Annotated in this window: 23 protein-coding genes; 12 read left to right on the top strand and 11 right to left on the bottom strand. The window is 68.0% G+C overall.

All coding sequences use genetic code 11. The features are described 5' to 3' along the window. Positions 1 to 11 precede the first annotated feature (11 nt). Together rsgA and C1I89_RS23470 are read right to left on the bottom strand one after the other, a co-directional pair. On the bottom strand, positions 12 to 959 hold the full coding sequence (gene rsgA / locus C1I89_RS23475; protein WP_102774853.1) for a ribosome small subunit-dependent GTPase A: 948 nt from the start codon (positions 957 to 959) through the stop codon (positions 12 to 14). Then, on the bottom strand, positions 956 to 2206 hold the full coding sequence (locus C1I89_RS23470; RefSeq protein WP_102774852.1) for a M48 family metallopeptidase: 1251 nt from the start codon (positions 2204 to 2206) through the stop codon (positions 956 to 958). The genes rsgA and C1I89_RS23470 overlap by 4 nt, the downstream gene beginning before the upstream one ends. 130 nt (positions 2207 to 2336) lie before the next feature. Here C1I89_RS23470 and orn point away from each other — a divergent pair, with 130 nt between their 5' ends. Both orn and C1I89_RS23460 read left to right on the top strand, forming a co-directional pair. Continuing rightward, positions 2337 to 2882 (top strand): oligoribonuclease, encoded by a 546-nt coding sequence (gene orn, locus C1I89_RS23465; RefSeq protein ID WP_049072382.1) that lies wholly within the window; start codon positions 2337 to 2339, stop codon positions 2880 to 2882. 13 nt (positions 2883 to 2895) lie between these two features. Beyond that, a complete protein-coding gene (locus C1I89_RS23460; RefSeq protein WP_102774851.1) occupies positions 2896 to 3870 on the top strand; it encodes a sigma-54 interaction domain-containing protein in 975 nt (324 codons plus the stop codon). Positions 3871 to 3888: 18 nt separating this feature from the next. Here the strand turns inward: C1I89_RS23460 and C1I89_RS23455 are convergent, their stop codons facing one another. The 3 genes from C1I89_RS23455 to C1I89_RS23445 form a co-directional block, all read right to left on the bottom strand. Continuing rightward, positions 3889 to 4839 (bottom strand): tripartite tricarboxylate transporter substrate-binding protein, encoded by a 951-nt coding sequence (locus C1I89_RS23455; RefSeq protein ID WP_102774850.1) that lies wholly within the window; start codon positions 4837 to 4839, stop codon positions 3889 to 3891. Positions 4840 to 4910: 71 nt separating this feature from the next. Next, entirely contained in the window at positions 4911 to 5237 is a 327-nt protein-coding gene (locus tag C1I89_RS23450) for a DUF4387 domain-containing protein (RefSeq protein WP_102774849.1), read from the bottom strand. A gap of 12 nt (positions 5238 to 5249) precedes the next feature. Next, a complete protein-coding gene (locus C1I89_RS23445) occupies positions 5250 to 6611 on the bottom strand; it encodes an acyclic terpene utilization AtuA family protein (RefSeq protein ID WP_102774848.1) in 1362 nt (453 codons plus the stop codon). A gap of 187 nt (positions 6612 to 6798) precedes the next feature. On the opposite strand from C1I89_RS23445, the gene C1I89_RS23440 reads away from it, so the two are divergent. Next, a complete protein-coding gene (locus C1I89_RS23440; RefSeq protein ID WP_102774847.1) occupies positions 6799 to 7428 on the top strand; it encodes an NAD(P)H-hydrate epimerase in 630 nt (209 codons plus the stop codon). Positions 7429 to 7438: 10 nt separating this feature from the next. On the opposite strand, the gene paaX is transcribed toward C1I89_RS23440, so the two are convergent. Next, positions 7439 to 8368, bottom strand: a complete 930-nt coding sequence (gene paaX / locus C1I89_RS23435) for a phenylacetic acid degradation operon negative regulatory protein PaaX (protein ID WP_102774846.1) — start codon at positions 8366 to 8368, stop codon at positions 7439 to 7441. Between the two features lie 173 nt (positions 8369 to 8541). Here paaX and paaA point away from each other — a divergent pair, with 173 nt between their 5' ends. From paaA to paaK, 9 genes are all read left to right on the top strand, one after another. Beyond that, a complete protein-coding gene (paaA, locus tag C1I89_RS23430; RefSeq protein ID WP_102774845.1) occupies positions 8542 to 9531 on the top strand; it encodes a 1,2-phenylacetyl-CoA epoxidase subunit PaaA in 990 nt (329 codons plus the stop codon). Between the two features lie 81 nt (positions 9532 to 9612). Next, positions 9613 to 9897 carry a 1,2-phenylacetyl-CoA epoxidase subunit PaaB gene (paaB, locus tag C1I89_RS23425; RefSeq protein ID WP_006388300.1) on the top strand — a complete coding sequence of 95 codons (285 nt, stop codon included), beginning with the start codon at positions 9613 to 9615 and terminating at the stop codon, positions 9895 to 9897. 15 nt (positions 9898 to 9912) lie between these two features. Further along, positions 9913 to 10677 carry a 1,2-phenylacetyl-CoA epoxidase subunit PaaC gene (gene paaC, locus C1I89_RS23420; protein WP_102774844.1) on the top strand — a complete coding sequence of 255 codons (765 nt, stop codon included), beginning with the start codon at positions 9913 to 9915 and terminating at the stop codon, positions 10675 to 10677. Continuing rightward, the gene (paaD, locus tag C1I89_RS23415; RefSeq protein ID WP_102774955.1) at positions 10674 to 11180 is read left to right on the top strand and encodes a 1,2-phenylacetyl-CoA epoxidase subunit PaaD; all 507 of its coding nucleotides are present in this window, start codon (positions 10674 to 10676) and stop codon (positions 11178 to 11180) included. Before paaC ends, paaD begins: the two co-directional genes overlap by 4 nt. A 13-nt stretch (positions 11181 to 11193) precedes the next feature. Continuing rightward, a complete protein-coding gene (gene paaE / locus C1I89_RS23410; protein WP_102774843.1) occupies positions 11194 to 12282 on the top strand; it encodes a 1,2-phenylacetyl-CoA epoxidase subunit PaaE in 1089 nt (362 codons plus the stop codon). 46 nt (positions 12283 to 12328) lie between these two features. Next, positions 12329 to 13993 (top strand): phenylacetic acid degradation protein PaaN, encoded by a 1665-nt coding sequence (gene paaN, locus C1I89_RS23405; protein ID WP_102774842.1) that lies wholly within the window; start codon positions 12329 to 12331, stop codon positions 13991 to 13993. Positions 13994 to 14066: 73 nt separating this feature from the next. Next, positions 14067 to 14855: a 2-(1,2-epoxy-1,2-dihydrophenyl)acetyl-CoA isomerase PaaG gene (gene paaG, locus C1I89_RS23400; RefSeq protein ID WP_102774954.1), complete on the top strand. Its 789-nt coding sequence runs from the start codon at positions 14067 to 14069 to the stop codon at positions 14853 to 14855. Next, positions 14855 to 15325, top strand: coding sequence for a hydroxyphenylacetyl-CoA thioesterase PaaI (gene paaI / locus C1I89_RS23395; RefSeq protein WP_102774841.1), 471 nt, complete (start codon positions 14855 to 14857; stop codon positions 15323 to 15325). Before paaG ends, paaI begins: the two co-directional genes overlap by 1 nt. A 110-nt stretch (positions 15326 to 15435) precedes the next feature. Beyond that, on the top strand, positions 15436 to 16749 hold the full coding sequence (gene paaK / locus C1I89_RS23390; RefSeq protein WP_102774840.1) for a phenylacetate--CoA ligase PaaK: 1314 nt from the start codon (positions 15436 to 15438) through the stop codon (positions 16747 to 16749). A 179-nt stretch (positions 16750 to 16928) separates the two neighbouring features. Here the strand turns inward: paaK and C1I89_RS23385 are convergent, their stop codons facing one another. The 5 genes from C1I89_RS23385 to kynB all read right to left on the bottom strand — a co-directional run bounded on the left by C1I89_RS23385 (position 16929) and on the right by kynB (position 22180). Continuing rightward, positions 16929 to 18329, bottom strand: a complete 1401-nt coding sequence (locus C1I89_RS23385; RefSeq protein WP_102774839.1) for an MATE family efflux transporter — start codon at positions 18327 to 18329, stop codon at positions 16929 to 16931. Further along, a complete protein-coding gene (locus C1I89_RS23380) occupies positions 18326 to 20056 on the bottom strand; it encodes an ArnT family glycosyltransferase (protein WP_102774838.1) in 1731 nt (576 codons plus the stop codon). The genes C1I89_RS23385 and C1I89_RS23380 overlap by 4 nt, the downstream gene beginning before the upstream one ends. A 125-nt stretch (positions 20057 to 20181) precedes the next feature. Beyond that, on the bottom strand, positions 20182 to 20448 hold the full coding sequence (locus C1I89_RS23375) for a type B 50S ribosomal protein L31 (RefSeq protein WP_006388310.1): 267 nt from the start codon (positions 20446 to 20448) through the stop codon (positions 20182 to 20184). A 176-nt stretch (positions 20449 to 20624) separates the two neighbouring features. After that, a complete protein-coding gene (gene kynA / locus C1I89_RS23370) occupies positions 20625 to 21473 on the bottom strand; it encodes a tryptophan 2,3-dioxygenase (RefSeq protein ID WP_102774837.1) in 849 nt (282 codons plus the stop codon). 80 nt (positions 21474 to 21553) lie between these two features. Continuing rightward, positions 21554 to 22180, bottom strand: a complete 627-nt coding sequence (gene kynB / locus C1I89_RS23365; RefSeq protein ID WP_102774836.1) for an arylformamidase — start codon at positions 22178 to 22180, stop codon at positions 21554 to 21556. Positions 22181 to 22186 lie beyond the last annotated feature (6 nt).

The raw sequence follows: 22186 nt of genomic DNA, 5'->3' as shown, positions 1-22186 counted from the left end.
CGCCGGCAAGGCTAATAGCGCTGCTGGCCCGCCAGGTTTTCTTCGAGGATGCGCTGGTACAGGGCGTAGCGCGAGGGATCGATGGCGCCGGCCTGCAAGGCGGCGACCACGCCGCAGCCCGGCTCGTGCCGGTGGGTGCAGTTGTAGAAGCGGCACTGCTCGATGGGACCGGTGAATTCCGGGAACCCGCGGATGATGTCCTCGCGGCTCAGGTGCTGCAGGCCGAAGGCCTGGAATCCCGGCGAATCTATCAGGTCGCCGCCCGGCGCGGGCAGGTGGTAGAGCCGCGTGCTGGTGGTGGTGTGCTTGCCCATGTCCAGCGCGGTGGAGTGTTCGCGGGTGGGCGCGGCCGCGTCCGGCACCAGCGCGTTCAGCAGCGTCGATTTGCCCATGCCGCTTTGCCCCAGCAGCAGGCTGGTGTGCCCGGCCAGGCGCGGCGCGAGCAGGGTGTGCACCTTGTCGGGTTCCAGCGCGCTCAGTTCGATGATGTCCACCCCCAGCGCCGCGATCGGCGCCAGGCGCGCGCGCGCCGCCGGCAGTTCGTCGGCCAGATCGGTCTTGTTCAGCACGATGATGGGGGCGATGCCGGCGCTCCAGGCCCCGGCCAGGGCGCGGCCGGTCAGGTCGTCCGAGAACGTGGGCTGCACCGCGACCACGATCAGCAGCTGGTCCACGTTGGAGGCGAACTGCTTGGAGCGCATCTCGTCGGACCGGTAGAGCAGATTGCGCCGCGGCAGGATGGCGTCGATCGCGCCTTCGTCCTTGCCCTGGGGCGTGATGCGCACGCGGTCGCCGACGGCGGCGCCGGCCTTCTTGCCGCGCGGAAAGCATTTGCGCAGCGTGCCGTCGGCCAGCTCGACCGTGTAGTGGCGGCCGTGGGCCGCGATGATGCGGCCTTCGTTCGGCCCGGGGGCCGGCTCTGCGTGGTTTACGCCCTTGGGGCGGCCCGGGCCGCTCATGCAGCGGCCGCCGTCAGGTGGCGGATGCGCACGGCGGCGGGGGGATGGCTGTCGTAGAAGGCGGAATGCACGGGATCGGGCGTCAGGGTGGCGGCGTTGTCGTCGTAGAGTTTGACCAGCGCGGAGACCAGGCGTTCGGCCGAACTCTGTTCAGCCGCGTAGCGGTCCGCCTCGAATTCGTCGCGCCGCGAGTACCAGCTGGCCAGCGGGGTAAGCATGAAGGTGAACACGGGGATCACCAGGAAAAACAGCAGCAGCGCCATCGCGTCGTTGCGTCCGCCCAGCTGCGGCAGCACGCCCAGCCCGACGTAGAACCAGGGCTGCTGGGAGACCCTGCCCAGGATGGCGAAGAACACCAGCGCCGCGGCGAAACTGAACAGCACGCGCTTGATGATGTGGCGCTTGGCGAAATGGCCCAGCTCGTGGGCCAGCACGGCCTCGATTTCGTCGCCGTTCAGGCGCGCCAGCAGGGTGTCGAAGAACACGATGCGGCGCGAGCGCCCGAAGCCCGTGAAATAGGCGTTGCCATGGGCCGAGCGGCGCGAGCCGTCCATCACGAACAGCCCGTTGAGGGCGAAGCCGCAGCGCTGCGCCAGGCGCTGGATGCGCCCGGCCAGCTCCGGATCGGACAGCGGGGTGAATTTGTTGAAGAGCGGAGCGATGAACATCGGGTAGATGACCAGCAGCGCCAGGTTGAACGCCGTCCAGAGCGCCCAGGCCCAGATCCACCAGTACGCGCCCGCGCTGCCCATCAGCCACAGCACCGCGGCCGCCAGCGGCAGGCCCAGCACCGCGGCCACGGCCAGCCCCTTGATGGCGTCGGCCGCGAACAGCCGCGGCGTCATGCGATTGAAGCCGAAGCGGGCCTCCAGCCGGAACTGCCGCCACAGGGTGAAGGGCAGCCCCAGCAGGCCCAGCAGCAGGGCAACCGCAACCAACAGCAGCATCTGCCTGACGAAGTCGTTGCTGGTAAGCTGGGCCATCGCCAGGTCGATGAACTGCAGCCCGCCCATCAGGGTCAGGCACACCAGCAGGATGGCGTCGTAAGTGCGTTCCAGCATGCCCAGCTTGACCCGCGCCACGGTGTAGTCGGCCGCGCGCTGGTGGCTAGCCAGCCCGATCCGGTGGGAGAACTCGGACGGCACCTGGTCGCGGTTGCGCGCGACGTGACGGATCTGCCGCGACGCCAGCCACAGGCGCACGGCGATATCGGTCAGCAGGAAGGCAACGAACAGCAGAGTGAACATGGATATTGCGGTGGACTCAGAAATGTATGTGAGAAAATCGCGTGTTTTTACCGGCGGGCCGTCCCGAGGTAAAAAACCGCCCCGTTTGCCGAAGGCGCTGCGCGGGGGCATTCTCTTATAGGCAAATTATATGGCTGTGAACGAAAACCGCCTGGTCTGGCTGGACATGGAAATGACCGGCCTGGACCCTGAAAAAGAACGCATCATCGAGGTGGCCGTGGTGGTGACCGAGGCCGACCTGACGGTCGTGGCCGAAGGCCCCGTGCTGGTGGTGCATCAGCCCGACAGCCTGCTCGACGCCATGGACAACTGGAACAAGTCCACGCACGGCAAGAGCGGCCTGATCGACAAGGTCCGCGCGTCCACCATTTCCGAGGCCCAGGCAGAGGATACGCTGTTGGCATTTCTTGCGCAGCACGTGCCGGCCGGCAAGTCGCCGCTGTGCGGCAACACCATCAGCCAGGACCGCCGCTTCATGTTCGCCTACATGCCGCGCCTGGAGCAGTTCTTCCACTACCGCAACCTGGACGTCAGCACCTTGAAGGAGCTGGCGCGCCGCTGGGCGCCGGCGGTCTACAAGGGCTTCGAGAAGAAAAGCCGCCACGAGGCGCTGGCGGACATCTACGAGTCGATCGACGAGCTCAAGTATTACCGCGAGCATTTCCTGAAAGTGTAAGGGGTAAGTCCCCATGCCCGCCGCCCCGTCCGCCTGCGAGCCGCTCATCGGGGACCACCCATCGATGGCGGCCTTGCGCGACCTGGTCGGCCGGGTCGCGCGCAGCAAGGCCAGCATCGTCCTCATCTACGGGGAAACCGGCACCGGCAAGGGGCTGGTCGCGCGCAACTTGCACGCGCAATCGGCGCGCGCGGCCAAGGGCTATACCGAGATCAACTGCGCCGCCATCCCGGGCAATCTGCTCGAATCCGAGCTGTTCGGCCACGAACGCGGCGCCTTCACCGGCGCCGTGGCGCGCAAGGCCGGACTGCTGGAAGCCGCCAACGGCGGCAGCGTGTTCCTGGACGAGATCCGCGAACTGGACCCGGTCATGCAGGCCAAGATCCTGACCTTGCTGGACAGCCGCCGCTTCAGGCGCATCGGCTCGGTGCAGGAGGTCTCGGTCGACGCCCGCTTCATCGCCGCCACCAACAAGATCCTGCTGGGCGAAGTGCAGGCCGGGCGGTTCCGCGACGATCTCTATTACCGGCTGCAGGTCGTATCCATCAACCTGCCGCCTTTGCGCGAGCGGGGCGACGACGTCATCGTGCTGGCGCAGCGCTTCCTGGAACGCTATAACGCCACCCACGGCAGCCGCTTCACCGCCATCGATCCGGAAGTGCGGCGCATCTTCAAGGCCTACGCCTGGCCGGGCAACGTGCGCGAACTGGGCAATCTGCTGGAGCGGATCTGCATCCTGGAGGATGGCGACACCGTGCTGGCGCGCCATCTGCCGCAGCGCATCCTGCGCGAAGCGGGCAAGCCCGCGCCCGCGGCGCCGTCCCCGGGAGGGGGCAGCTATGCTGAACAGACCGCGCAGTTCCAGCGCGGCCTGATCCGCGCGGCGCTGCAGGCCCAGGGCGGCAACCTGGGCCGCGCCGCCGATTCCCTGGGCCTGACGCGCCACGCCCTGCGCCACCAGATGCTCAAGCTGGGGCTGGACGGCTGACGCGGCCCCGGGCGCGCACTATTGCGCGCTGATGTTGTGCTTGCGCGCGATTCCCTGCCATAGCGCCAGGTCCTCGCGCACGCGCGCGCCGAACGCGGCGCTGTCCATGCGGGCCGGCACGGTGCCGTCCAGGTCCAGCAGAGCGCGCATCTCGGAAGAGGCGGAGATTTCATTGAGCGCGGCGTTGACCTTGTCTATATAAGGCTGCGGCGTGCCCGCCGGCGCGAACACGCCCACCCAGATCTGCACCGAGTAGCCGGGCAGCGACTGCGCCGCCGGCGACAGGCCGGGGAAGGCCGGCGAGGCCGCCTGCGCGGTGGTGGCCAGCAGCTTGACCTTCTTGCCCTGCACCACGGGCGCCAGCGTGCTGTAGTTGGACAGCATGACGTCGATCAGGCCGCCCGCCAGGTCGGAGGCGGCGTTGGCCGCGCCCTTGTAGGGCACGTGCGTCATCCGGGTGCCCGCGGCGTCGTCCAGCATGACCGTGGCCAGGTGGGCCAGCGAGCCGATGCCGGCGCTGCCGTAGTTCAGGGCGCCCGGCCTGGCGCGCGCGGCGTCCAGCAGCTCTTTGAGCGAGCCGTACGGCGTTTGCGCCGAGGCGGCGATGACCAGCGGGCCCTGGCCGATCATTGCCACCGGCGCGAACTGCTTGAGGGCGTCGTAGGGCAGGTGGGGCTGGGTGGCGGCGGTGGTGAGGAAGGTCGACGAGGTCAGCAGCAGCACCGAACCGTCCTTGGCCGAACGCGCGACGTACTCGGAACCGATCGCGCCGGCCGCGCCGCCGCGGTTTTCGACGATCACCGTATTGCCGAAGCGGGCGGCCAGCTGCGGCGCGATCACGCGGGCGATCGCGTCGTTGCTGGCCCCGGCGGTGAACGGCACCACGATCTTGATCTGCTTGGGCACTTCCGGCTGGGCGGCGGCCGCGCCGGCCAGCAGGGACGCCGCCAGGAACAACGTTGTTTGCATTAGCGCATTCATGCTCGATTCTCCAGGAGGGCGGAGGGGATGGCGGGCGCCGGACCCGGCGCCCGCGGCGTTCAGTCCGGCATGGGGACGGCGACGTCCAGCAGCGGCGCGTACTGCTGCGCGCCGAAGATGTCGCCGTCGCCCGCCGACCCGCTGGGAACCAGCCGGTAGATCGTGAACTTGATGGCCAGGCCGGGATCGTAATGCACGAAGTCGGAGATGCGGGCGTCGTCGATCCGGTACAGGGCCGCCACGCTGGCGCGCGTCAACGCGCCGGAGCGCTTGACCGCCTCGTAGGTCGCCGGCTCGCGGAAGATGATGTCGAAGGTGATCTTGTTCACGCCCGCGTTCTTGCTGCGGATGGTCTTGGCCAGGCTGCTGAGTTTCTGGGTGCTCATGGTCTTGCCGGCTCAGGCGCCGGCCTCGGTGAGGTGGATCGGGAAGAGTTCGCCGGCGTCCTGCACCGGCAGCGTGTGGTTCAGGGTCCAGCGGTAGGCGGCGCTGGTGCGCACCACCTCGTCCAGCGGGAAAGACACCGAGCCCGCCGTGCCCTTCACGTCGGGCAGGCGGGCGTAGAACATCTGGCGCAGGCCCGTGAGCGTCAGTTCCTCGGCCATCTCGGCCGTGGGCGCGACGCCCTGGACCATTACACAGAGTTCATGGCCGGGCTGGTCGCGCAGCGGCTCCAGCTCGCCCATGACGCCGTCGCGCCCGTACACCTTGTAGTGCAGCTCGTAGCCCGTGTCGCCGAAACGCTCGCGCACCTTGTCGCGCGCCCAGGCGATGACGCGGTCCACGTTTTCGATGGTGTAGGGGTCGCGTATGCCGCAAAGCCCCATGTAGCGCTCGCCGACCTTGCCCGAGCCCTCCAGCTTCACGCGCACCTGGGCGGCGGGTTCGAAGCGCGAGCCGGTGATGCGGGTGGTTTTCTCGCTGAGCTGTTCGTAGCGGCATTCGGACATGTCGAGCCGCCCGCCGGCGAAGAATTCTTCGTAGGGGTTGGAGCGCTCGTACATGGCGTGGCCGGCCACCGAGGCGATGGTGCAGCGCTGGTCCGGATGCATGGCGGTGACGCGCACGTCTTCCTTCGAGATTTCGCCCATCACCGTTTCCTTGCCGCCATAGGGTTCGGCGCAGAACGAGGCGCACTCCAGCACCTTGCCCAGGTAATAGGCCTTGTCCGCGTCATAGCCTTTGTGCAGGGCCGGGGCGGCGAATACGGCGGCGTCGGAGCTGCGCCCGCCGATGATCACGTCCGCGCCCGCTTCCAGTAGCTTGATGTAGGGGTGCACGCCGGCCACCGCGACGATGCGGTCGCTGGCGTCCAGCTCGGCTTCGGTCAGGTCGGCGTAGCCGTCCAGGCCGGCCACCTGCTGGCCGTCGCGCAGCGCGCGGCGCACGCGTTCCTTGTCGACTTCCGAATAGAAATAGCCCAGCTTGAACGGCGCCAGCTTGTGCTGTGCGGCGATTTCCTTGATGAGGCTCACGTACAGGTCCACGCGGCTGTTCGCGCCGGTGTCGCCGGCCGATCCGATGATCATGGGCACGCCCAGCTTGCGCGCGGCCAGCAGCATCTGCTCCAGGTCGTGGCGCTGCCAGGCTTGCGGGCTGGTGGAGGTGTCGGAGCCCAGCGGCACGGGACCCACGTCGTCGCTGCCCGAATCGGCGGCGATGAAGTCCGGCCTGGCGGCGACGCCGAGCTGGAAGCTCTCGGTGCGCAGGGGGGCGAATCCTAAATGCCCGTTCGGGCAGATGATGCTCATGGAACGCATTGGTGTAGTCTCTTTCAGTTGGGTCGTCCGGTCCGGCTCGTCCCGGCGATGACTACAACGCAAAATGCATGCCAATCGGCCGACGCCCCGCGCCCCGCGTGTTTGCTGGGAGTCCGGGGCGGCATCTTCCAATTTGTTGGTGGAATTTCACGCAATGCGTGAAATTCACGCATAGGAGGCTATCGCCATGCCGACTTTCCTGCCCGTAGCCCGGATCCGTGACGCCGAACGCCGGGCGCTGGCCGAGGGCCGGCGGCTGATGCCGCTGGCGGGGGCGGCCGCGGCGCGTTTCGTCGCCGCGCGCGTGCCGCCGGGCACGGCGCTGCTGGCCCTGGCCGGTCCCGGCAACAACGGCGGCGACGCCCTGGAGGCGGCGACCTTGCTGCGGGCCATGGGCCACGACGTGCGCGTGCTGCTGCCGTCGGGCGCGCGCAACCTGCCTGCCGACGCCGCCCGCGCCCATGCCGGCTGGCTGGCGGCGGGCGGTCAGACCTGGTCCGCCCTTGAATCGGGCTTCACGCCGGGACTGGTCATCGACGGCCTGTTCGGCATCGGGCTGAACCGTCCGCTGGGCGCGGACTGGCAGGCGCTGGCGGACCAGGCCAATGCCTGGGGCGTGCCGGTGCTGGCGCTGGACGTGCCCAGCGGCATAGATGCCGATACCGGCGCGGCGCTGGGCCGGCCGGTGCGGGCGCGCTGGACCCTGTGTTTCATTGCGCGTGCGCGCGGGCTGGCGCAGGGCGCCGGCGCCGACGCCGCCGGCGAAATCCACCTGGACACGCTGGGCGTGACGCTGCCGCCTGCCGGCGGCGGCTGATCGGGCGGCCTCAGGCGGGACGGCCGCCGAAGCGCGATTCGACCTCGCCGGTCAGCGGCGTATAGCGTTCGTTGTCGCGCCCGGCCAGGGCGTCCAGGTGCGCTTCCGAGGCGTCGAACACCTGCCAGTAGATGCGTCCGCAGATCTCGCGGGCGGCGTGGCCGGGCCAGTCGTCGGGCAGCATGGGGCCCGGCAGCTGGGGGTCGTGCAGCACGATCCGGCGCCAATTGTGCAGCAGCATGACGCGGATGATGAAGGCCTCGGCGGGCGAGGGCGGGGCGTCGAGCAGCTTTTCCAGCGGCCCGAAATTGCGGGTGAACTGCCGGTACTGTTCGGCCAGGTCTTCCAGGTTCCAGCAGAGCGAGGCCAGGCTGGCTATGGGCAGGCCGCCGGCGCCGGCCAGGTCGCGCGCCGACAGCACCAGCGCGCGGTCGGGGATGCCCAGCTTTTCCAGGATGTCGTGCGCCGCGCTCGCCTCGGTGTGCGGATGGGCGAAGAGGCCCGGCGCGATCATGCCGAACCCTTCCCAGACCAGTTCGCGGCGCAGTTCCGCGCGCTCGGCCAGGCCGTTGCCGGTGCGCGGCAGCGCCACCAGCGTCCATTCCCCGTTCCATTCCTGCGGCGCGCCTTCGTAGATGCGCTGGGAGGCGTGCGCGGTGTGGCGCAGGCCCTGTTCGGAAATCAGGTACAGGCTGCGCCGGCCGTGGCGTTCGGATTGCAGCCAGTTCTGCGCGACCAGCCGGAACACGCTGGTGCGCAGCAGGCGCTCGTTGATGCCCAGGGGCGCCAGCAGTTCGATCAGGTCGCCCAGCCAGATGGCGCCGCCGTGCGGGGCCAGGGCGTCTCCCAGCAGGCTGACGCAGAGCGATTTCGCGCGCGGCGGATCGTTCTTGATCAGACGGGAAAGAAAGCGCTCCAGGGACGACTGAGGGTTTGCCATTAGAGGGGGCCGCGGGCGGCCGATATCGGTATCCGCAATATGATACATAAATCCAATGTGATACAGATTTGAGTTTGACAATGGATTTTTTGTATTAAATAATCCGCCTATGACATGACGGCATTGCGCAACGTTTGCTTTGCGTTTTCGCAAACTGCCTCAAGGAGACAAACATGTACGCACAACTCGTCGAAACCGGCGTCAAGCAGGTCAAGACCGCGGACCAGCTCGAAGGCCAGGAACAGGCGTTCCAGCGCCGCATCGACGACGGCATCCGCATCGAGGCCAAGGACTGGATGCCCGAGGCCTACCGCAAGACCCTGGTGCGCCAGATTTCCCAGCACGCGCATTCCGAAATCGTGGGCATGCTGCCCGAAGGCAACTGGATCACCCGCGCGCCTTCGCTCAAGCGCAAGGCCATCCTGCTGGCCAAGGTCCAGGACGAAGCCGGCCACGGCCTCTATCTGTACAGCGCCGCCGAAACCCTGGGCGTGTCGCGCGACGACCTGGTCGACGACCTGCACGCCGGCCGCGCCAAGTACTCCAGCATCTTCAACTACCCCACGCTCAGCTGGGCCGACATCGGCATGATCGGCTGGCTGGTCGACGGCTCGGCCATCATCAACCAGATCCCGCTGTGCCGCTGTTCCTACGGCCCGTACGCGCGCGCCATGGTGCGCGTCTGCAAGGAGGAATCCTTCCACCAGCGCCAGGGCTACGACCTGCTGATGCAGATGTGCCTGCACGGCACGCCGGAACAGAAGGCGATGGTGCAGGATTCGCTCAACCGCTGGTGGTGGCCGGCGCTGATGATGTTCGGCCCTTCTGATGCCGACTCTCCCAACAGCGCCCAGTCCATGGCCTGGAAGATCAAGCTCTTCTCCAACGACGAGCTGCGCCAGAAGATGGTGGACCAGACCGTGCCGCAGGCCGAGTACCTGGGCCTGACCATCCCCGATCCCGAGCTGAAGTGGAACGCCGAGCGCGGCCACTACGACTTCGGCGAAATCGACTGGGCCGAGTTCTACGCGGTGCTCAAGGGCAACGGCCCGTGCAACCGCGAACGCCTGGCCGCGCGCGTCAAGGCGCACGAGGACGGCGCCTGGGTGCGCGAAGCCCTGGTTGCCTACGCCGACAAGCAGGCCGAGCGCAAGGCCGCCTAGGCCGTCTCGCGGCCGCGACTCTCTCACCATCATTGCAGACCGGTGCGCGCGGGGCGCGCCCGGCATTCGAGGATATCCATCATGAGCAAAGACTGGCCTTTGTGGGAAGTGTTCATCCGCAGCCAGCACGGCCTGGCGCACAAGCACGTCGGCAGCCTGCACGCGCCCGACGCCGAAATGGCGATCAACCACGCCCGCGACGTTTACACCCGCCGCAACGAAGGGCTGAGCATCTGGGTGGTGCGCGCCAGCGACATCTCGGCCAGCAGCCCGGGCGACAAGGACCCCTTGTTCGAACCGGCCAACAGCAAGGTCTACCGGCATCCCACGTTCTTCCCGATGCCCGAAGAAATCAAGCACATGTAAGGCGGCGGGGCAGACATGGACAAGACGCTGTTTGAATACCTGCTGCGGCTGGGCGATTCCTCGCTCATCCTGTCGCAGCGCCTGGGCGCCTGGACCGGCCACGGCCCGATCCTGGAAGAAGACCTGGCGCTGACCAATACCGCGCTGGACCTGCTGGGCCAGGCCCGCATGTGGCTGACGCTGGCCGGCGAGGTCGAAGGCGCCGGGCGCGACGAAGACGCGCTGGCCTACCTGCGCGACGCCCACCAGTTCCACAACGTGCTGCTGGTGGAGCGCCCCAACGGCAATTACGCCGACACCATGGCGCGCCAGTTCCTGTTCGACGTCTGGCACTACTTCCTGCTGCAGCGCCTGGAGCAGTCGAGCGACGAGCGCGTCGCCGGCATCGCGGCCAAGTCCATCAAGGAAGTTACCTACCACGTGCGCCGCTCGTCGGACATGGTGGTGCGCCTGGGCGACGGCACGGCGGAAAGCCATGCCAAGATGCAGGCGGCCATCGACGACGCCTGGCGTTTCACCGGCGAGCTGTTCACCGACGACGCCGTCGACCAGGACGTGGCGGCCCGCGGCATCGGCTGTGAGCTGGCCTCGCTGCGCCAGCCCTGGCTGGCGCACGTGCGCGAAGTGCTGGAAGAAGCCACCCTGACCGTGCCCGACGAAGCCGCCGCCGGCCATCCGGCGCACCGCGGCGGACGCCAGGGCAAGCACACCGAGGAACTGGGCTACGTGCTGGCCGAAATGCAGTTCCTGCCGCGCGCCTATCCGGGAGCCAAGTGGTGAACGCGCTGGCGCCCGTTTCCGCCGACCAGGTCTACGCCTGGCTGCAGGAGGTCCCCGATCCGGAGATCCCCGTGCTGTCCGTGGTGGATCTGGGCGTGGTGCGCGAGGTGTCCTGGGACGGCGACGCCTGTGTCGTGGTCATCACGCCCACGTATTCCGGCTGTCCGGCCATGCGCGAGATCACCCAGGACATCGAACGGACGCTGGCGCGCCACGGCATCGCCGAGGTGCGGGTGCAGACCCGCCTGGCGCCGGCCTGGACCACCGACTGGATGAGCGAGAAGGGGCGCCAGGCGCTCAAGGGCTACGGCATCGCCGCGCCGGCCGAACGCGCCGTCGACATCTCCGGCATCAGCCGCCGCGCGGCCGGCCCGGCGATCGCCTGCCCGCGCTGCGGGTCGCGCGATACGCGCCTGGTGAGCAATTTCGGCTCCACGTCGTGCAAGGCGCTGTATCGCTGCGTCTCCTGCCGCGAGCCCTTCGATTATTTCAAGACTCACTAAGAGCGGTTTCGAAATGAGCCAGAATCAATTCCATTCCCTGAAGGTGGCGTCGGTGGCGCGCAACACGCGCGACGCGGTCGTCGTGACCTTCGACCTGCCCGAGGCGCTGGCGGACGAATTCGCCTTCCTGCCGGGCCAGTACCTGACCCTGCGCACGCAGCTCAACGGCGAGGAACAGCGCCGCTCCTATTCCATCTGTTCGGCCCCGCACGACAAGCTGCTGCGCGTGGCGATCAAAAAGGTGGACGAGGGCGTATTTTCCAGTTGGGCCAACCACGAACTGCAGCCCGGCCAGACCCTGGACGTGATGGCCCCGGCCGGCAACTTCACCGTCGACTTCGCGCCCGAAAACCGCCGCCACTATGTGGCCTTCGCCGTGGGCAGCGGCATCACGCCGGTGTTTTCGCTGGTCAAGACCGCGCTGTCGACCGAGCCCCACAGCAAGTTCACGCTGTTCTTCGGCAACCGCGCCTCGTCGGCGGTGCTGTTTCGCGAAGAGATCGAAGACCTGAAGAACCTCTATATGGAGCGCTTCTCGCTGGTCTACATCATGAGCCGCGAAACCCAGGACATCGAGCTCTTCAACGGCCGCCTGGACGGCGACAAGGTCGACCAGCTGATGTCGGCCTGGATGAGCCCCGAGGATATCGATTACGCTTTTGTGTGCGGTCCGCAGACCATGACCGAAAGCGTGGTCGAGCGGCTGCAGGCCCGCGGCATTCCGAAGTCGAACATCAAGTTCGAACTGTTCGGCGCGCCCAAGGGGCCGCGCGCGCTGCGCACCGGCCACGACGCCCGCCAGGCGCCGGGCAAGGGGCAGTGCGAGGTGACGGTGGTGCAGGACGGCCACAGCCGCATGTTCGTCATCGACAAGAACAAAGACAGCGTGCTGGATTCGGCGCTGGCGCAGGGCATCGAGCTGCCGTATTCGTGCAAGGGCGGGGTGTGTTCCACCTGCCGCTGCAAGGTGATCGAAGGCGAGGTCGACATGGACGCCAACTTCGCCCTGGAAGACTACGAAGTGGCGCGCGGCTTCATCCTGAGCTGCCAGAGCTTTCCGGTCAGCGACCGCCTGGTGATCGACTTCGACCAGGAAACCTGACCCGGCCCGCGCCAGGCAGAAAAACCTACTTATCTGGAGAGACGCAGTGTCCCAACAATTCTTCGAACGCCATCAGCCCCTGCTGGAACAGGCACTGGCCGCGGCCGCGCTGCGCGGCTACTGGAGCCCGTTTGCCGAGTCGCCCAGCCCCCGCAACTATGGCGAGACCGCCAACGACGAGGGCCGCGCCGCCTTCGAAGCGTTGCAGGGCAAGCCTTTCCCGCTGAACCTGCATGACGCCGACGGCGTCGTGGGCGGCGAAAAATCGCCTTACGGCTTCGACCTGGGCATCACCTATCCGCGCGTGCCCGCCGACAAGCTCATCGCCGCCTCCAAGCGCGCGCTCGAGGACTGGCGCCGCGCCGGCCCGCGCGCCTGGGTCGGCGTGTCGCTGGAAATTCTGGCTCGCCTGAACAAGCTCAGCTTCCAGATCGCCTACGCGGTCCAGCACACCACCGGCCAGGGCTTCATGATGGCCTTCCAGGCCGGCGGCCCGCACGCGCAGGACCGCGGCTTCGAAGCCGTGACCTACGCCTGGCAGGAAATGTCGCGCATCCCCGGCGTGGCCGTCTGGGAAAAGCCGCAGGGCAAGAACGAACCGATCCGCATGGAAAAGCAGTTCACCGTGGTGCCGCGCGGTGTCGCGCTGGTGATCGGCTGCTCCACCTTCCCGACCTGGAACGGCTACCCCGGCATGTTCGCCAGCCTGGCCACCGGCAACACTGTGATCGTCAAGCCGCACCCCGGCGCGATCCTGCCGCTGGCCATCACCGTCAAGGTGGCGCGCGAAGTGCTGCAGGAAGCGGGCTTCGATCCCGACGTGGTGCAACTGGCCGCGCATGAAGCCGGCGACGACACCGCGCAGAAGCTGGCGCTGGACCCGGCCGTCAAGATCGTGGACTTCACCGGCAGCACCGCCAACGGCGACTGGCTCGAGAACAACGCCCGCCAGGCGCTGGTCTACACCGAGAAGGCCGGCGTCAACCAGGTCATCATCGACTCCACCGACGACCTCAAGGGCGTGGCCCGCAACCTGGCGTTCTCGCTGGCCCTGTATTCGGGCCAGATGTGCACCGCGCCGCAGAACATCTACGTGCCGCGCGACGGCATCCAGACGCCGGAAGGCCGCGTCAGCTTCGACGACGTCGCGGCCGCCCTGGGCGCCGCGGTCGAGAAGCTGGGCGCCGACCCGGCCAAGGCCGTCGAGCTGACCGGCGCGATCCAGAACGAAGGCATCGTCGAACGCATCGAAAAGGCGCGCGCGCTGGGCCTGCCCGTGGTGGCCGACAGCAAGGCGCTGACGCACCCGCAGTTCGAGAACGCCCGCGTGCGCACGCCGCTGCTGCTGCGCACGGAAGCCGGCAACGCCGCCATCAGTCAGGAATGGTTCGGCCCGATCGCCTTCGTGGTGGCCACCGATTCCACCGCCCACAGCATCCAGCTGGCGCGTGACAGCGTCATCCAGCACGGCGCGCTGTCGCTGTCGGCCTACACCACCAGCGACGCCGTCGCCGAGCAGGTGCAGGACGCGGCCGAGGTCTCGGGCGTGTCGCTGTCGCTGAACCTGACGGGCGCGGTGTTCGTGAACCAGACGGCCGCGTTCAGCGACTTCCATGGCACCGGCGCCAACCCGGCGGCCAATGCGGCGCTGTCCGATACGGCTTTCGTGTCGAATCGCTTCCGGGTCGTGCAGACGAGAAAACACATCTAACTCTGCCCAGCGCTGCGCCCCCCACGGGGCGCAGCGTTATTCGTTTATTGGCGTGCGCGCCATGGATACCGACATGAGCTACCAAGATATCCAGTTCGACCTGTCAGGCGGCATCGCGCGCCTGACGCTGAACCGTCCCGACAAACTCAACAGCTTCACCGCCAACATGCACGGCGAAGTGGCCGACGCGCTGGCGCGCGTGGAAGCGGAAGGCGCGCGCGTGCTGGTGCTGACCGGCGCCGGCCGCGGCTTTTGCGCCGGGCAGGACCTGAGCGAACGCCGGCCCGCCGCCGACGGCACGCCGCCCGACCTGGGCGAGACCGTCGACAAGTACTACGCGCCGCTGGTGCGCCGCATCAATGCCCTGCCCATGCCGGTGGTGGTGGGCGTGAACGGCGTGGCGGCGGGGGCGGGCGCGAACCTGGCTTTCGCCGGCGACATCGTCATCGCCAAGGCCTCGGCCAGTTTCATCCAGTCGTTCTGCCGCCTGGGCCTGATCCCGGACACCGGCGGCACCTTCGTGCTGCCGCGCCTGGTCGGCCGCGCCCGCGCCATGGGGCTGGCCATGCTGGGCGACAAGCTCAGCGCGCAGCAGGCGCAGGACTGGGGCCTGATCTGGCAATGCGTGCCGGACGAGGAATTCGACGCCGCGCTGGAACGCCTGGCGCAGCACTTTTCCAAGGCCCCGACCAAGGGGCTGGCATACACCAAGCGGGCCATCCAGGCCAGCCTGGCCAACGATCTTTCGACCCAGCTGGACCTGGAGCGCGACCTGATGCGCGAACTCGGGCGCAGCGCCGATTACGCGGAGGGCGTGGACGCCTTCCTGAACAAGCGCGAACCGCAATTCAAGGGGCAATGATGAACGCACACGTACCCGCCGTCGAGGCGCCCACCGATCCGCAGGAGCTTGCGCAGGCCGTCGGCGCCGTGATGTACGCCGGCGACGCCGCCTCGCAGGGCCTGGACATGAAGGTCGAAGAAATGGCGCCGGGTTACGCGCGGCTGAGCATGCGGGTGCGCGCCGACATGCTCAACGGGCACAAGACCTGCCACGGCGGCTTCATCTTCGCCCTGGCCGACAGCGCCTTCGCGTTCTCCTGCAATTCGCGCAACGTCAGCACCGTAGCCTCGGGCTGCACCATCGACTACCTGGCCCCGGGTTTCGAAGGCGACCTGCTGACCGCGGTGGCGCAGGAGCGCTCGCTGGCAGGGCGCACCGGCGTCTATGACGTGACCGTCACCAACCAGGAGGGACGCAACGTGGCCTTGTTCCGCGGCCGCTCTTATCGAATCAAAGGCCAGATCGTCGGCGCTCCCGCGGACGCCTGAGGCCGTCATCCAACCAAAGACGAGGCCGCCGGCCCGGCCGCACGCGCGCTTGCGTATCCGCGCGCATGCGGCCGGGCCGGCGTAGTGAGAATTTCAGGAGAGAGATAACCATGTCCAACACCATGAGCAAGCCGGGACTGGACCCCATCGAACATGCCAGCGAGGACGAGCTGCGCGCCTTGCAGCTGCAGCGGCTGAAGTGGTCGCTCAAGCACGCCTACGAGAACGTGCCGCACTACAAGAAGGCCTTCGACGAGGCCGGCGTGCATCCGGACGACCTCAAGCAGCTGTCCGATATTTCCAAGTTCCCCTTCACCACCAAGAAGGAACTGCGCGAGAACTATCCCTTCGGCATGTTCGCCGTGCCGCGCGAGCGCGTCTCGCGCATCCACGCTTCCAGCGGCACCACCGGCAAGCCGACGGTGGTGGGCTACACCAAGGGCGACCTGGACAACTGGGCCAACCTGGTGGCGCGCTCGATCCGCGCCGCCGGCGGCAAGCCCGGCGACACCGTGCACGTGGCCTACGGCTATGGCCTGTTCACCGGCGGCCTGGGCGCGCACTATGGCGCCGAACGCCTGGGCTGCACCGTCATCCCGATGTCCGGCGGCCAGACCGAAAAGCAGGTGCAGCTGATCAATGATTTCCGTCCGGACATCATCATGGTCACGCCCTCGTACTTCTGCAATATCCTCGAAGAGCAGCGCCGCCAGGGCATCGACCCGCGCCAGAGCTCGCTGCGCATCGGCATCTTCGGCGCCGAGCCCTGGACCGGCCAGATGCGCGCCGACATCGAAACCGAGGCCGGCATCGACGCGGTGGACATCTACGGCCTGTCCGAAGTGATGGGCCCCGGCGTGGCGAGCGAATGCGTCGAGACCAAGGATGGCCCCGTGGTCTGGGAAGACCATTTCTACGCCGAGATCATCAATCCGGATACGGGCGAGCCCGTGGCCGACGGCGAGCCGGGCGAACTGGTGTTCACCTCGCTCACCAAGGAAGCGATGCCCATCATCCGCTACCGCACGCGCGATCTCACCCGCCTGCTGCCGCCGACGGCGCGCAGCATGCGCCGCATCGGCAAGATCACCGGCCGCAGCGACGACATGCTGATCGTGCGCGGCGTGAACATGTTCCCCACGCAGGTCGAGGAACTGGTGCTCAAGATCGCCCAGCTGGCGCCGCACTACCAGCTGGTGCTGTCGCGCACCGGCAACCTGGACGAGCTCGAGATCCTGACCGAACTGCGGGCCGAGTTCTCGACCCTGTCCGACGCCGAGCGCGCCAACCTGGGCAAGCAGCTGCAGCACGCCGTCAAGACCCACATCGGGGTCAGCGCGCGCATCCAGGTGTCGGACGCCGGCCACGTGGAACGCACCCTGACCGGCAAGGCCCGCCGCGTCATCGACAAACGCCCGAAGTAGGATGGGTGGAGCGCGAGAGTCTTTAAGCAAGAACACGAATACCCAACGCGCGAAACCCATCAGGCGGCGCCAGCCGCCGCCTTTCGTGGCACGAGACAAACGCCGGCTGTCGCCGGCCGATGGGTTACGCGCGCTCGATGGTTGAGTTCTTGCCCAAGAACTCTCGCGCTGCACCCATCCTACCCCCGCACCTGCCGCACGATCCGCCGATACCAGAAGTGCAGCAGCGCCGCCGACAGCCCCAGGCCGGCCATGGCCATGAGCCACATGCTGCCGGCGCCCTGGGGCGAACCGGGCACCAGCACGGCGCGGATGCCGTCCAGGCCGCCGCGGCCCGGACCGAAACCGAACCACCAGCCGCCGGCCAGGCCCACGCCGGCCAGCGCGACCGTCTGCAGAATCAGCGGCACCACCGCCACCTTGTAGGCGCGCAGCAGGTAGGAGTTGATGCATTGCATCGAGTCGAACAGGTGGAATAGCGGCAGCACGGCAAGCAGGGTGGTGGCGACGGCGGCCACGCCGGCATTGTCGGTGTAGGCCGCCAGGATCAGCGGACGACCGGCCAGCAGCACGGCGGCGGTCAGCAGCGCGCCCAGCAGGCCCAGCGCCAGGCCGGCCATGCCGGTGCGGTGCGCGTGCTCCAGATTGCCGGCGCCGATGGCCTGGGCCGTCAGCGCGGCGGTGGCCACGCCCAGCGCCATGGGCATCATGTAGCACAGCGCGGCCAGGTTCGACATGATCTGGTGGCCGCCGGTCACGAAAGTGCCTTCGCGCGCCACCAGCAGGGCCATGAAGGTGAAGGCCGAGACCTCGACCAGATACGACCCGCCCATCGGCAGGCCCAGGCGCAGCAGCTCCTTGAGCGTCTTCCAGTCGGGCCTGCCCACGCGCAGCTGGAAGCGCCGGTAATAGCGGTCGTGGGTGATGACCCACAGCCCCAGGCCCAGGCTGATCCAGGAAACCAGCGCCGTCGCCAGCCCGGCCCCGGCCGCGCCCATGGCCGGCAGCCCCAGGTTGCCGTAGATCAGCAGCCAGTTGAAAAAGGCCTTGAAGCCGATGGCGGTCAGGTTGATCGCCATGACCAGCTTGGGGCGCGAGACCGCCGTGCCCAGCGCGTAGATCGTGCGGAACACCAGCGCGGCGGGCAGGGCCAATACCAGCGCCCGGAGATAGGCGGCGATGCGCTCGCGCACCGCCGGATCGACGTCGCCCGACAGGGATAGCCACATGTCCGGGAACAGCATCAGCGCGGCGCCGGCCACGGACAGGCCCAGCGCCAGCCACACGCCCTGGCCCCAGCTGCGGCCGACTTCGGCGTTCTGGCCGGCGCCGAAATGCTGCGCCAGGATGGGGATGAGCGCATGCACGACGCCCATCAGCCCGACGAAGATGGTGATGTAGATGGACGCGGACAAGGCCATGGCCGCCAGGTCGCTGGCGCTGGAATGGCCCGTCATGGCCGTGTCCAGCACCCCGAAGGAGATGCCGGCCCATTGGCTGACCAGCACCGGCCAGGCCTGCCTGGCGATGCCGCGCAGGGTGGCGCCGAAAGTCATCGGCGCGGCGGTCGGCGGCGTCATCGGTTCGAACCGATGCGCAGCAGGCGGAACACCTCCTGGCGGTCCGCGCGCCGGCCGCCCTGCCACAGCACGTCGGCGCCCTCGCTATAGGCGGCGGTGTTGTCCCGCAGGCTCTGGTTGTTGGTCTGCTGCAGGATCACCGTGCACTTGGCGTCGAAAGTGAAGGTGAGGTTGTTGAAGATCAGGAACGAGGCGCGCTGGCCGCTGCCCAGGCTCAGCCCGCGCACGCATTCGCCGGGGCGCAGGTTCTGCTCCAGCGCCTGGGCCAGCTGGCCGGAGACGGTGCGGTAGCTGCGCGCGTAGTCCACCGCCGGCTGCCACAGCAGCACCAGCAGGATCCAGGTCACGGTGAGCCCGCCGGCCGACAGCACGGTGCCGCGCCACAGCGCCTGCGGCTTGACGCGCAGGCGCCACACCACCAGCGCGATCCAGGCCAGCGTGAACGCCACGCCCAGCGCGAAGGCGATCCAGGAGATGACCGGCTCGTAGCCGGTGGTCTGGCGGGCGATGTTGCGCGAGATCTGCGCGGGCCAGTGGAAGTGCAGGGCGACCCAGCCCAGCCAGACGGTGGCCGCGGTCAGCGAAAAGCACATCACGGCGAACCAGTCCAGCGTGTTGACCACGCCGCGGCGCAGCGTCGGCAGCGAAAACGCGCCCAGCACCGCGCAGGGGACGGCGAGCAGCACGTATTCGGAGTCGGTGGCCTCTTCCAGGCCGAACAGCACCAGCGTCGCGCAGGCCAGCAGCGTCAGCGGCAGCCAGATGTGCGGCGCGTAGATCCACGAACGCCAGCGCCAGATCGCCACCAGGGCCAGCGGCCAGGTCGGCCACAGATACCAGGGCAGGTCGCGCAGCGTGCGGCCGATGTCGTGCCAGGACGGCGGCGCGAAGGACGCCAGGTTCCAGGTCTTCCAGTTGCGGATCCAGTACTCGCTGCCCTGGCTGGCCGGAATCCACCAGGCCAGGATCAGCACGGCGGTCACCAGCGCCGCCCAGGGCAGCCAGCGCCGGCTTTGCCACAACAGGCTGCGCGGGTAGAAGGCCAGCAGCGCGCCGATCATGATGGGGACCGCGCCCACCCAGCCGCGGGTCAGGAAGCTGGCGGCCAGCGCGAAGCCCAGCGTGGTGCAGCCGGTGAAAGGGCGGTCCACGCTGCGCGCCAGCGAATAGAAGGCCAGCGCCTGCCAGGCCATGATGGCCGGCACCACGGTGGTTTCGTGGGTGCGCTGCAGAATGCCCACCGTGGCCAGCAACAGCAGCAGGGCGGCGTCGGCCAGCATGCGGCCGTAGTCGCGCGGCTCGGGTTCGCCGCCGAAGGGCAGCGCCAGCGGCTGGGCTTCGGCGCGCCGGCCCAGCAGATAGGTGCCGTACCACACGCTGGTGGTGGTGATGGCGAACCACAGCAGGTTGGGCAGGCGGCCGGCCGTGATGTCGCCGATGAACGGGCCGAACAGCCAGATGCAGATCGCGCCCACCCAGGTGATCAGCGGACCTTCCTCGGCGTGGGCCAGCAGCCCCACCTGCGGCAGCAGCCAGGTCAGCCCGCCCTCGCGGATCGCCGTGATCATGGTCGCCAGTCCGACCGCATCGTCCGTTTTCCAGGGGTCGCGCATGAACAGGCCGGCCACGATATAGGCCAGCAGCAGCCCCAGCAGGATCAGGCGGGGCAGTTTCGCGGTGGCCACGGACGTCAGCCGGGCCGGGGTGGAAAGGGAGATTGGGGACACGGGCGTTAATGTAACCGAGTGGTCGGGTTGCGCTAGCCCCCCAGCAGAAGAATAGGTCGCTAGGGAGGAAAAAAAAGCAGCCCGAAGGCTGCCTTTTTGCTGTGGCTCCTGCGGGAGCGACAGGATCAGGAAGCGGACTTGACCGTGCCGGCCGTACGGGCGAAGCGGGCGCGGAACTTTTCCACGCGGCCGGTTTCGACGATGCGGGTCTGGGCGCCCGTGTAGAACGGGTGCGATTCGGAGGTCACGTCGCACTTGAAGAGCGGGTACGTCTTGCCGTCGAGCTCGATGGTTTCGCGCGTTTGCACGGTCGAACGGGTGATGAACTTGCTGCCCGTTTGCAGGTCGGCGAAGACGACTTCGCGGTATTCGGGGTGAATGCCTTCTTTCATGGTGCTTTCCTAGGGCTCGTTCGAGCCTCTCTCGGTTGTTAGGGTCGCCAGCCGGGGGCCATAGAGGCATGTATCCTCTTCCTTACCCAGCAACGTATCCAAAAAGTAACCCTGAATTCTAGCATGGAGATTCCGGCCCGGCCAAGGGGCGAAGGCAAGGCGGGGCCGGATCGCCGTCAGAGATCGGTGCGCAGCTTCCAGATTTCCGGGAACAGCACCACTTCCAGCATGCGCCGCAGATAGGCCACGCCCGAGGTGCCGCCGGTTCCGCGCTTGAAGCCGATGACGCGCTCGACCGTGGTGACGTGGCGGAATCGCCACAGCCGGAAGGCGTCTTCCAGGTCGGTGAGCTTTTCGCCCAGCTGATACAGGTCCCAGTAGCGCTCGGGCTGGCGGTAGACCTCCAGCCAGGCCGCCTCGACTCCGGCCGAGGCCTGGTAGGGCTGGGTCCAGTCGCGTTCGAGATGGTCGGCCGGCACGTCCAGGCCCTGGCGCGCCAGCAGCCGCAGGGCTTCGTCGTACAGCGAGGGGGCCTCGTAGGCGCTCTGCACCTGGGCCAGCAGGTCGGCGCGGTGTTCGTGCGGCTTGAGCATGGCGGCGTTCTTGTTGCCCAGCAGGAATTCGATCTGCCGGTACTGGTAGCTCTGGAATCCGCTGGAGCGGGCCAGGTAGGGGCGCAGGGCGGAATACTCGGGCGGGGTCATGGTCGCCAGCACGTCCCAGGCGTGGACCAGCTGTTCCATGATCTTGCTGACCCGGGCCAGCATCTTGAAGGCCGGCGGCAGGCGGTCGGCCGCCACGTTGGCGATGGCGCCGCGCAGCTCGTGCAGCATCAGCTTCATCCACAGCTCGCTGGTCTGGTGCTGGATGATGAAAAGCATCTCATTGTGCTCGGGCGACAGCGGGTGCTGCGCGCCCAGCAGGGCGTCCAGGTGCAGGTAGTCGCCGTAGGTCATGTCGCGCGCGAAGTCCAGCTGCGCTTTTTCCTCGCGGACGATGTCTTCGGGGCGTTGGGTGTCGGTCATGGGGGCTTCCTGAATCGCGGCGGCGGGATGGCGTCCCGCCGCCCTGAAGTTCGGACCGGCCCGGGCCCTGGCGGCAGGGCCTACAGTTCGCGCAGGACCGCGCGGACCGGGCTGGCGTCAGCCTGGACCAGCGCCAACGGCAGCGCGATCAGCTCGTAATCGCCTTCCGGCACGGCATCGAGCACCAGGTTTTCCAATACCCGCATGTCGTGCCGCAAGATCGCGTGGTGGCTGTCCAGGGTCTTGCTGGAGGCGGGGTCGATGCTGGCCGTGTCCAGCCCGATCAGCATGACGCCGCGCTCGGCCAGCCATTCGATGGTCTGGGGCGCGTAGGCGGAGAAATCGTCGGTCCACCAGTCTTGCGCGGCATGCTTGGCGGTGCGCACCAGCACGCGCGGCGGCAGGTTCAGCGCGGCGTGGGCGATGTGCTCGACCGTGATCAGCGGCCCGCAGTCGATGGCGTGGATGACGCGGCACGGGCCCAGGAAGGGTTCCAGCGGGACGGCGCCGATGGCGGCGGCGTCATTCTGGTAATGCAGCGGCGCGTCGGCATGGGCGCCGATGTGCGGCGACAGCGTGATCTCGCTGACATTGACCGGACAGCCGGGCGCAAGCGACCACTTCCATTGCTGGCGGTAGGGCGTGTCGCCGGGAAAGACCGGCGAAGCGGCGGAGACGGGCGGGGAAATATCCCACAGGCGCTTCATGTCGGG

This window comes from Achromobacter pulmonis (assembly GCF_002885955.2).
GTDB classification, from domain to species: domain Bacteria; phylum Pseudomonadota; class Gammaproteobacteria; order Burkholderiales; family Burkholderiaceae_B; genus Achromobacter; species Achromobacter pulmonis_A.
This window is presented reverse-complemented; position numbering and strand designations above follow the sequence as displayed.

Excerpts from the sequence above, each read along its gene's own strand:
- C1I89_RS23455 (WP_102774850.1), bottom strand. The coding sequence starts at position 4,839 with ATGCAAACAACGTTGTTCCTGGCGGCGTCCCTGCTGGCCGGCGCGGCC.
- kynB (WP_102774836.1), bottom strand. The coding sequence starts at position 22,180 with ATGAAGCGCCTGTGGGATATTTCCCCGCCCGTCTCCGCCGCTTCGCCG.
- rsgA (WP_102774853.1), bottom strand. The coding sequence starts at position 959 with ATGAGCGGCCCGGGCCGCCCCAAGGGCGTAAACCACGCAGAGCCGGCC.
- paaE (WP_102774843.1), top strand. The coding sequence starts at position 11,194 with ATGAGCCAGAATCAATTCCATTCCCTGAAGGTGGCGTCGGTGGCGCGC.
- C1I89_RS23460 (WP_102774851.1), top strand. The coding sequence starts at position 2,896 with ATGCCCGCCGCCCCGTCCGCCTGCGAGCCGCTCATCGGGGACCACCCA.
- paaB (WP_006388300.1), top strand. The coding sequence starts at position 9,613 with ATGAGCAAAGACTGGCCTTTGTGGGAAGTGTTCATCCGCAGCCAGCAC.
- paaG (WP_102774954.1), top strand. The coding sequence starts at position 14,067 with ATGAGCTACCAAGATATCCAGTTCGACCTGTCAGGCGGCATCGCGCGC.
- C1I89_RS23470 (WP_102774852.1), bottom strand. The coding sequence starts at position 2,206 with ATGTTCACTCTGCTGTTCGTTGCCTTCCTGCTGACCGATATCGCCGTG.
- paaC (WP_102774844.1), top strand. The coding sequence starts at position 9,913 with ATGGACAAGACGCTGTTTGAATACCTGCTGCGGCTGGGCGATTCCTCG.
- kynA (WP_102774837.1), bottom strand. The coding sequence starts at position 21,473 with ATGACCGACACCCAACGCCCCGAAGACATCGTCCGCGAGGAAAAAGCG.
- paaI (WP_102774841.1), top strand. The coding sequence starts at position 14,855 with ATGAACGCACACGTACCCGCCGTCGAGGCGCCCACCGATCCGCAGGAG.
- paaA (WP_102774845.1), top strand. The coding sequence starts at position 8,542 with ATGTACGCACAACTCGTCGAAACCGGCGTCAAGCAGGTCAAGACCGCG.
- C1I89_RS23445 (WP_102774848.1), bottom strand. The coding sequence starts at position 6,611 with ATGCGTTCCATGAGCATCATCTGCCCGAACGGGCATTTAGGATTCGCC.
- C1I89_RS23385 (WP_102774839.1), bottom strand. The coding sequence starts at position 18,329 with ATGACGCCGCCGACCGCCGCGCCGATGACTTTCGGCGCCACCCTGCGC.
- paaK (WP_102774840.1), top strand. The coding sequence starts at position 15,436 with ATGTCCAACACCATGAGCAAGCCGGGACTGGACCCCATCGAACATGCC.
- C1I89_RS23440 (WP_102774847.1), top strand. The coding sequence starts at position 6,799 with ATGCCGACTTTCCTGCCCGTAGCCCGGATCCGTGACGCCGAACGCCGG.
- orn (WP_049072382.1), top strand. The coding sequence starts at position 2,337 with ATGGCTGTGAACGAAAACCGCCTGGTCTGGCTGGACATGGAAATGACC.
- C1I89_RS23375 (WP_006388310.1), bottom strand. The coding sequence starts at position 20,448 with ATGAAAGAAGGCATTCACCCCGAATACCGCGAAGTCGTCTTCGCCGAC.
- C1I89_RS23450 (WP_102774849.1), bottom strand. The coding sequence starts at position 5,237 with ATGAGCACCCAGAAACTCAGCAGCCTGGCCAAGACCATCCGCAGCAAG.
- paaX (WP_102774846.1), bottom strand. The coding sequence starts at position 8,368 with ATGGCAAACCCTCAGTCGTCCCTGGAGCGCTTTCTTTCCCGTCTGATC.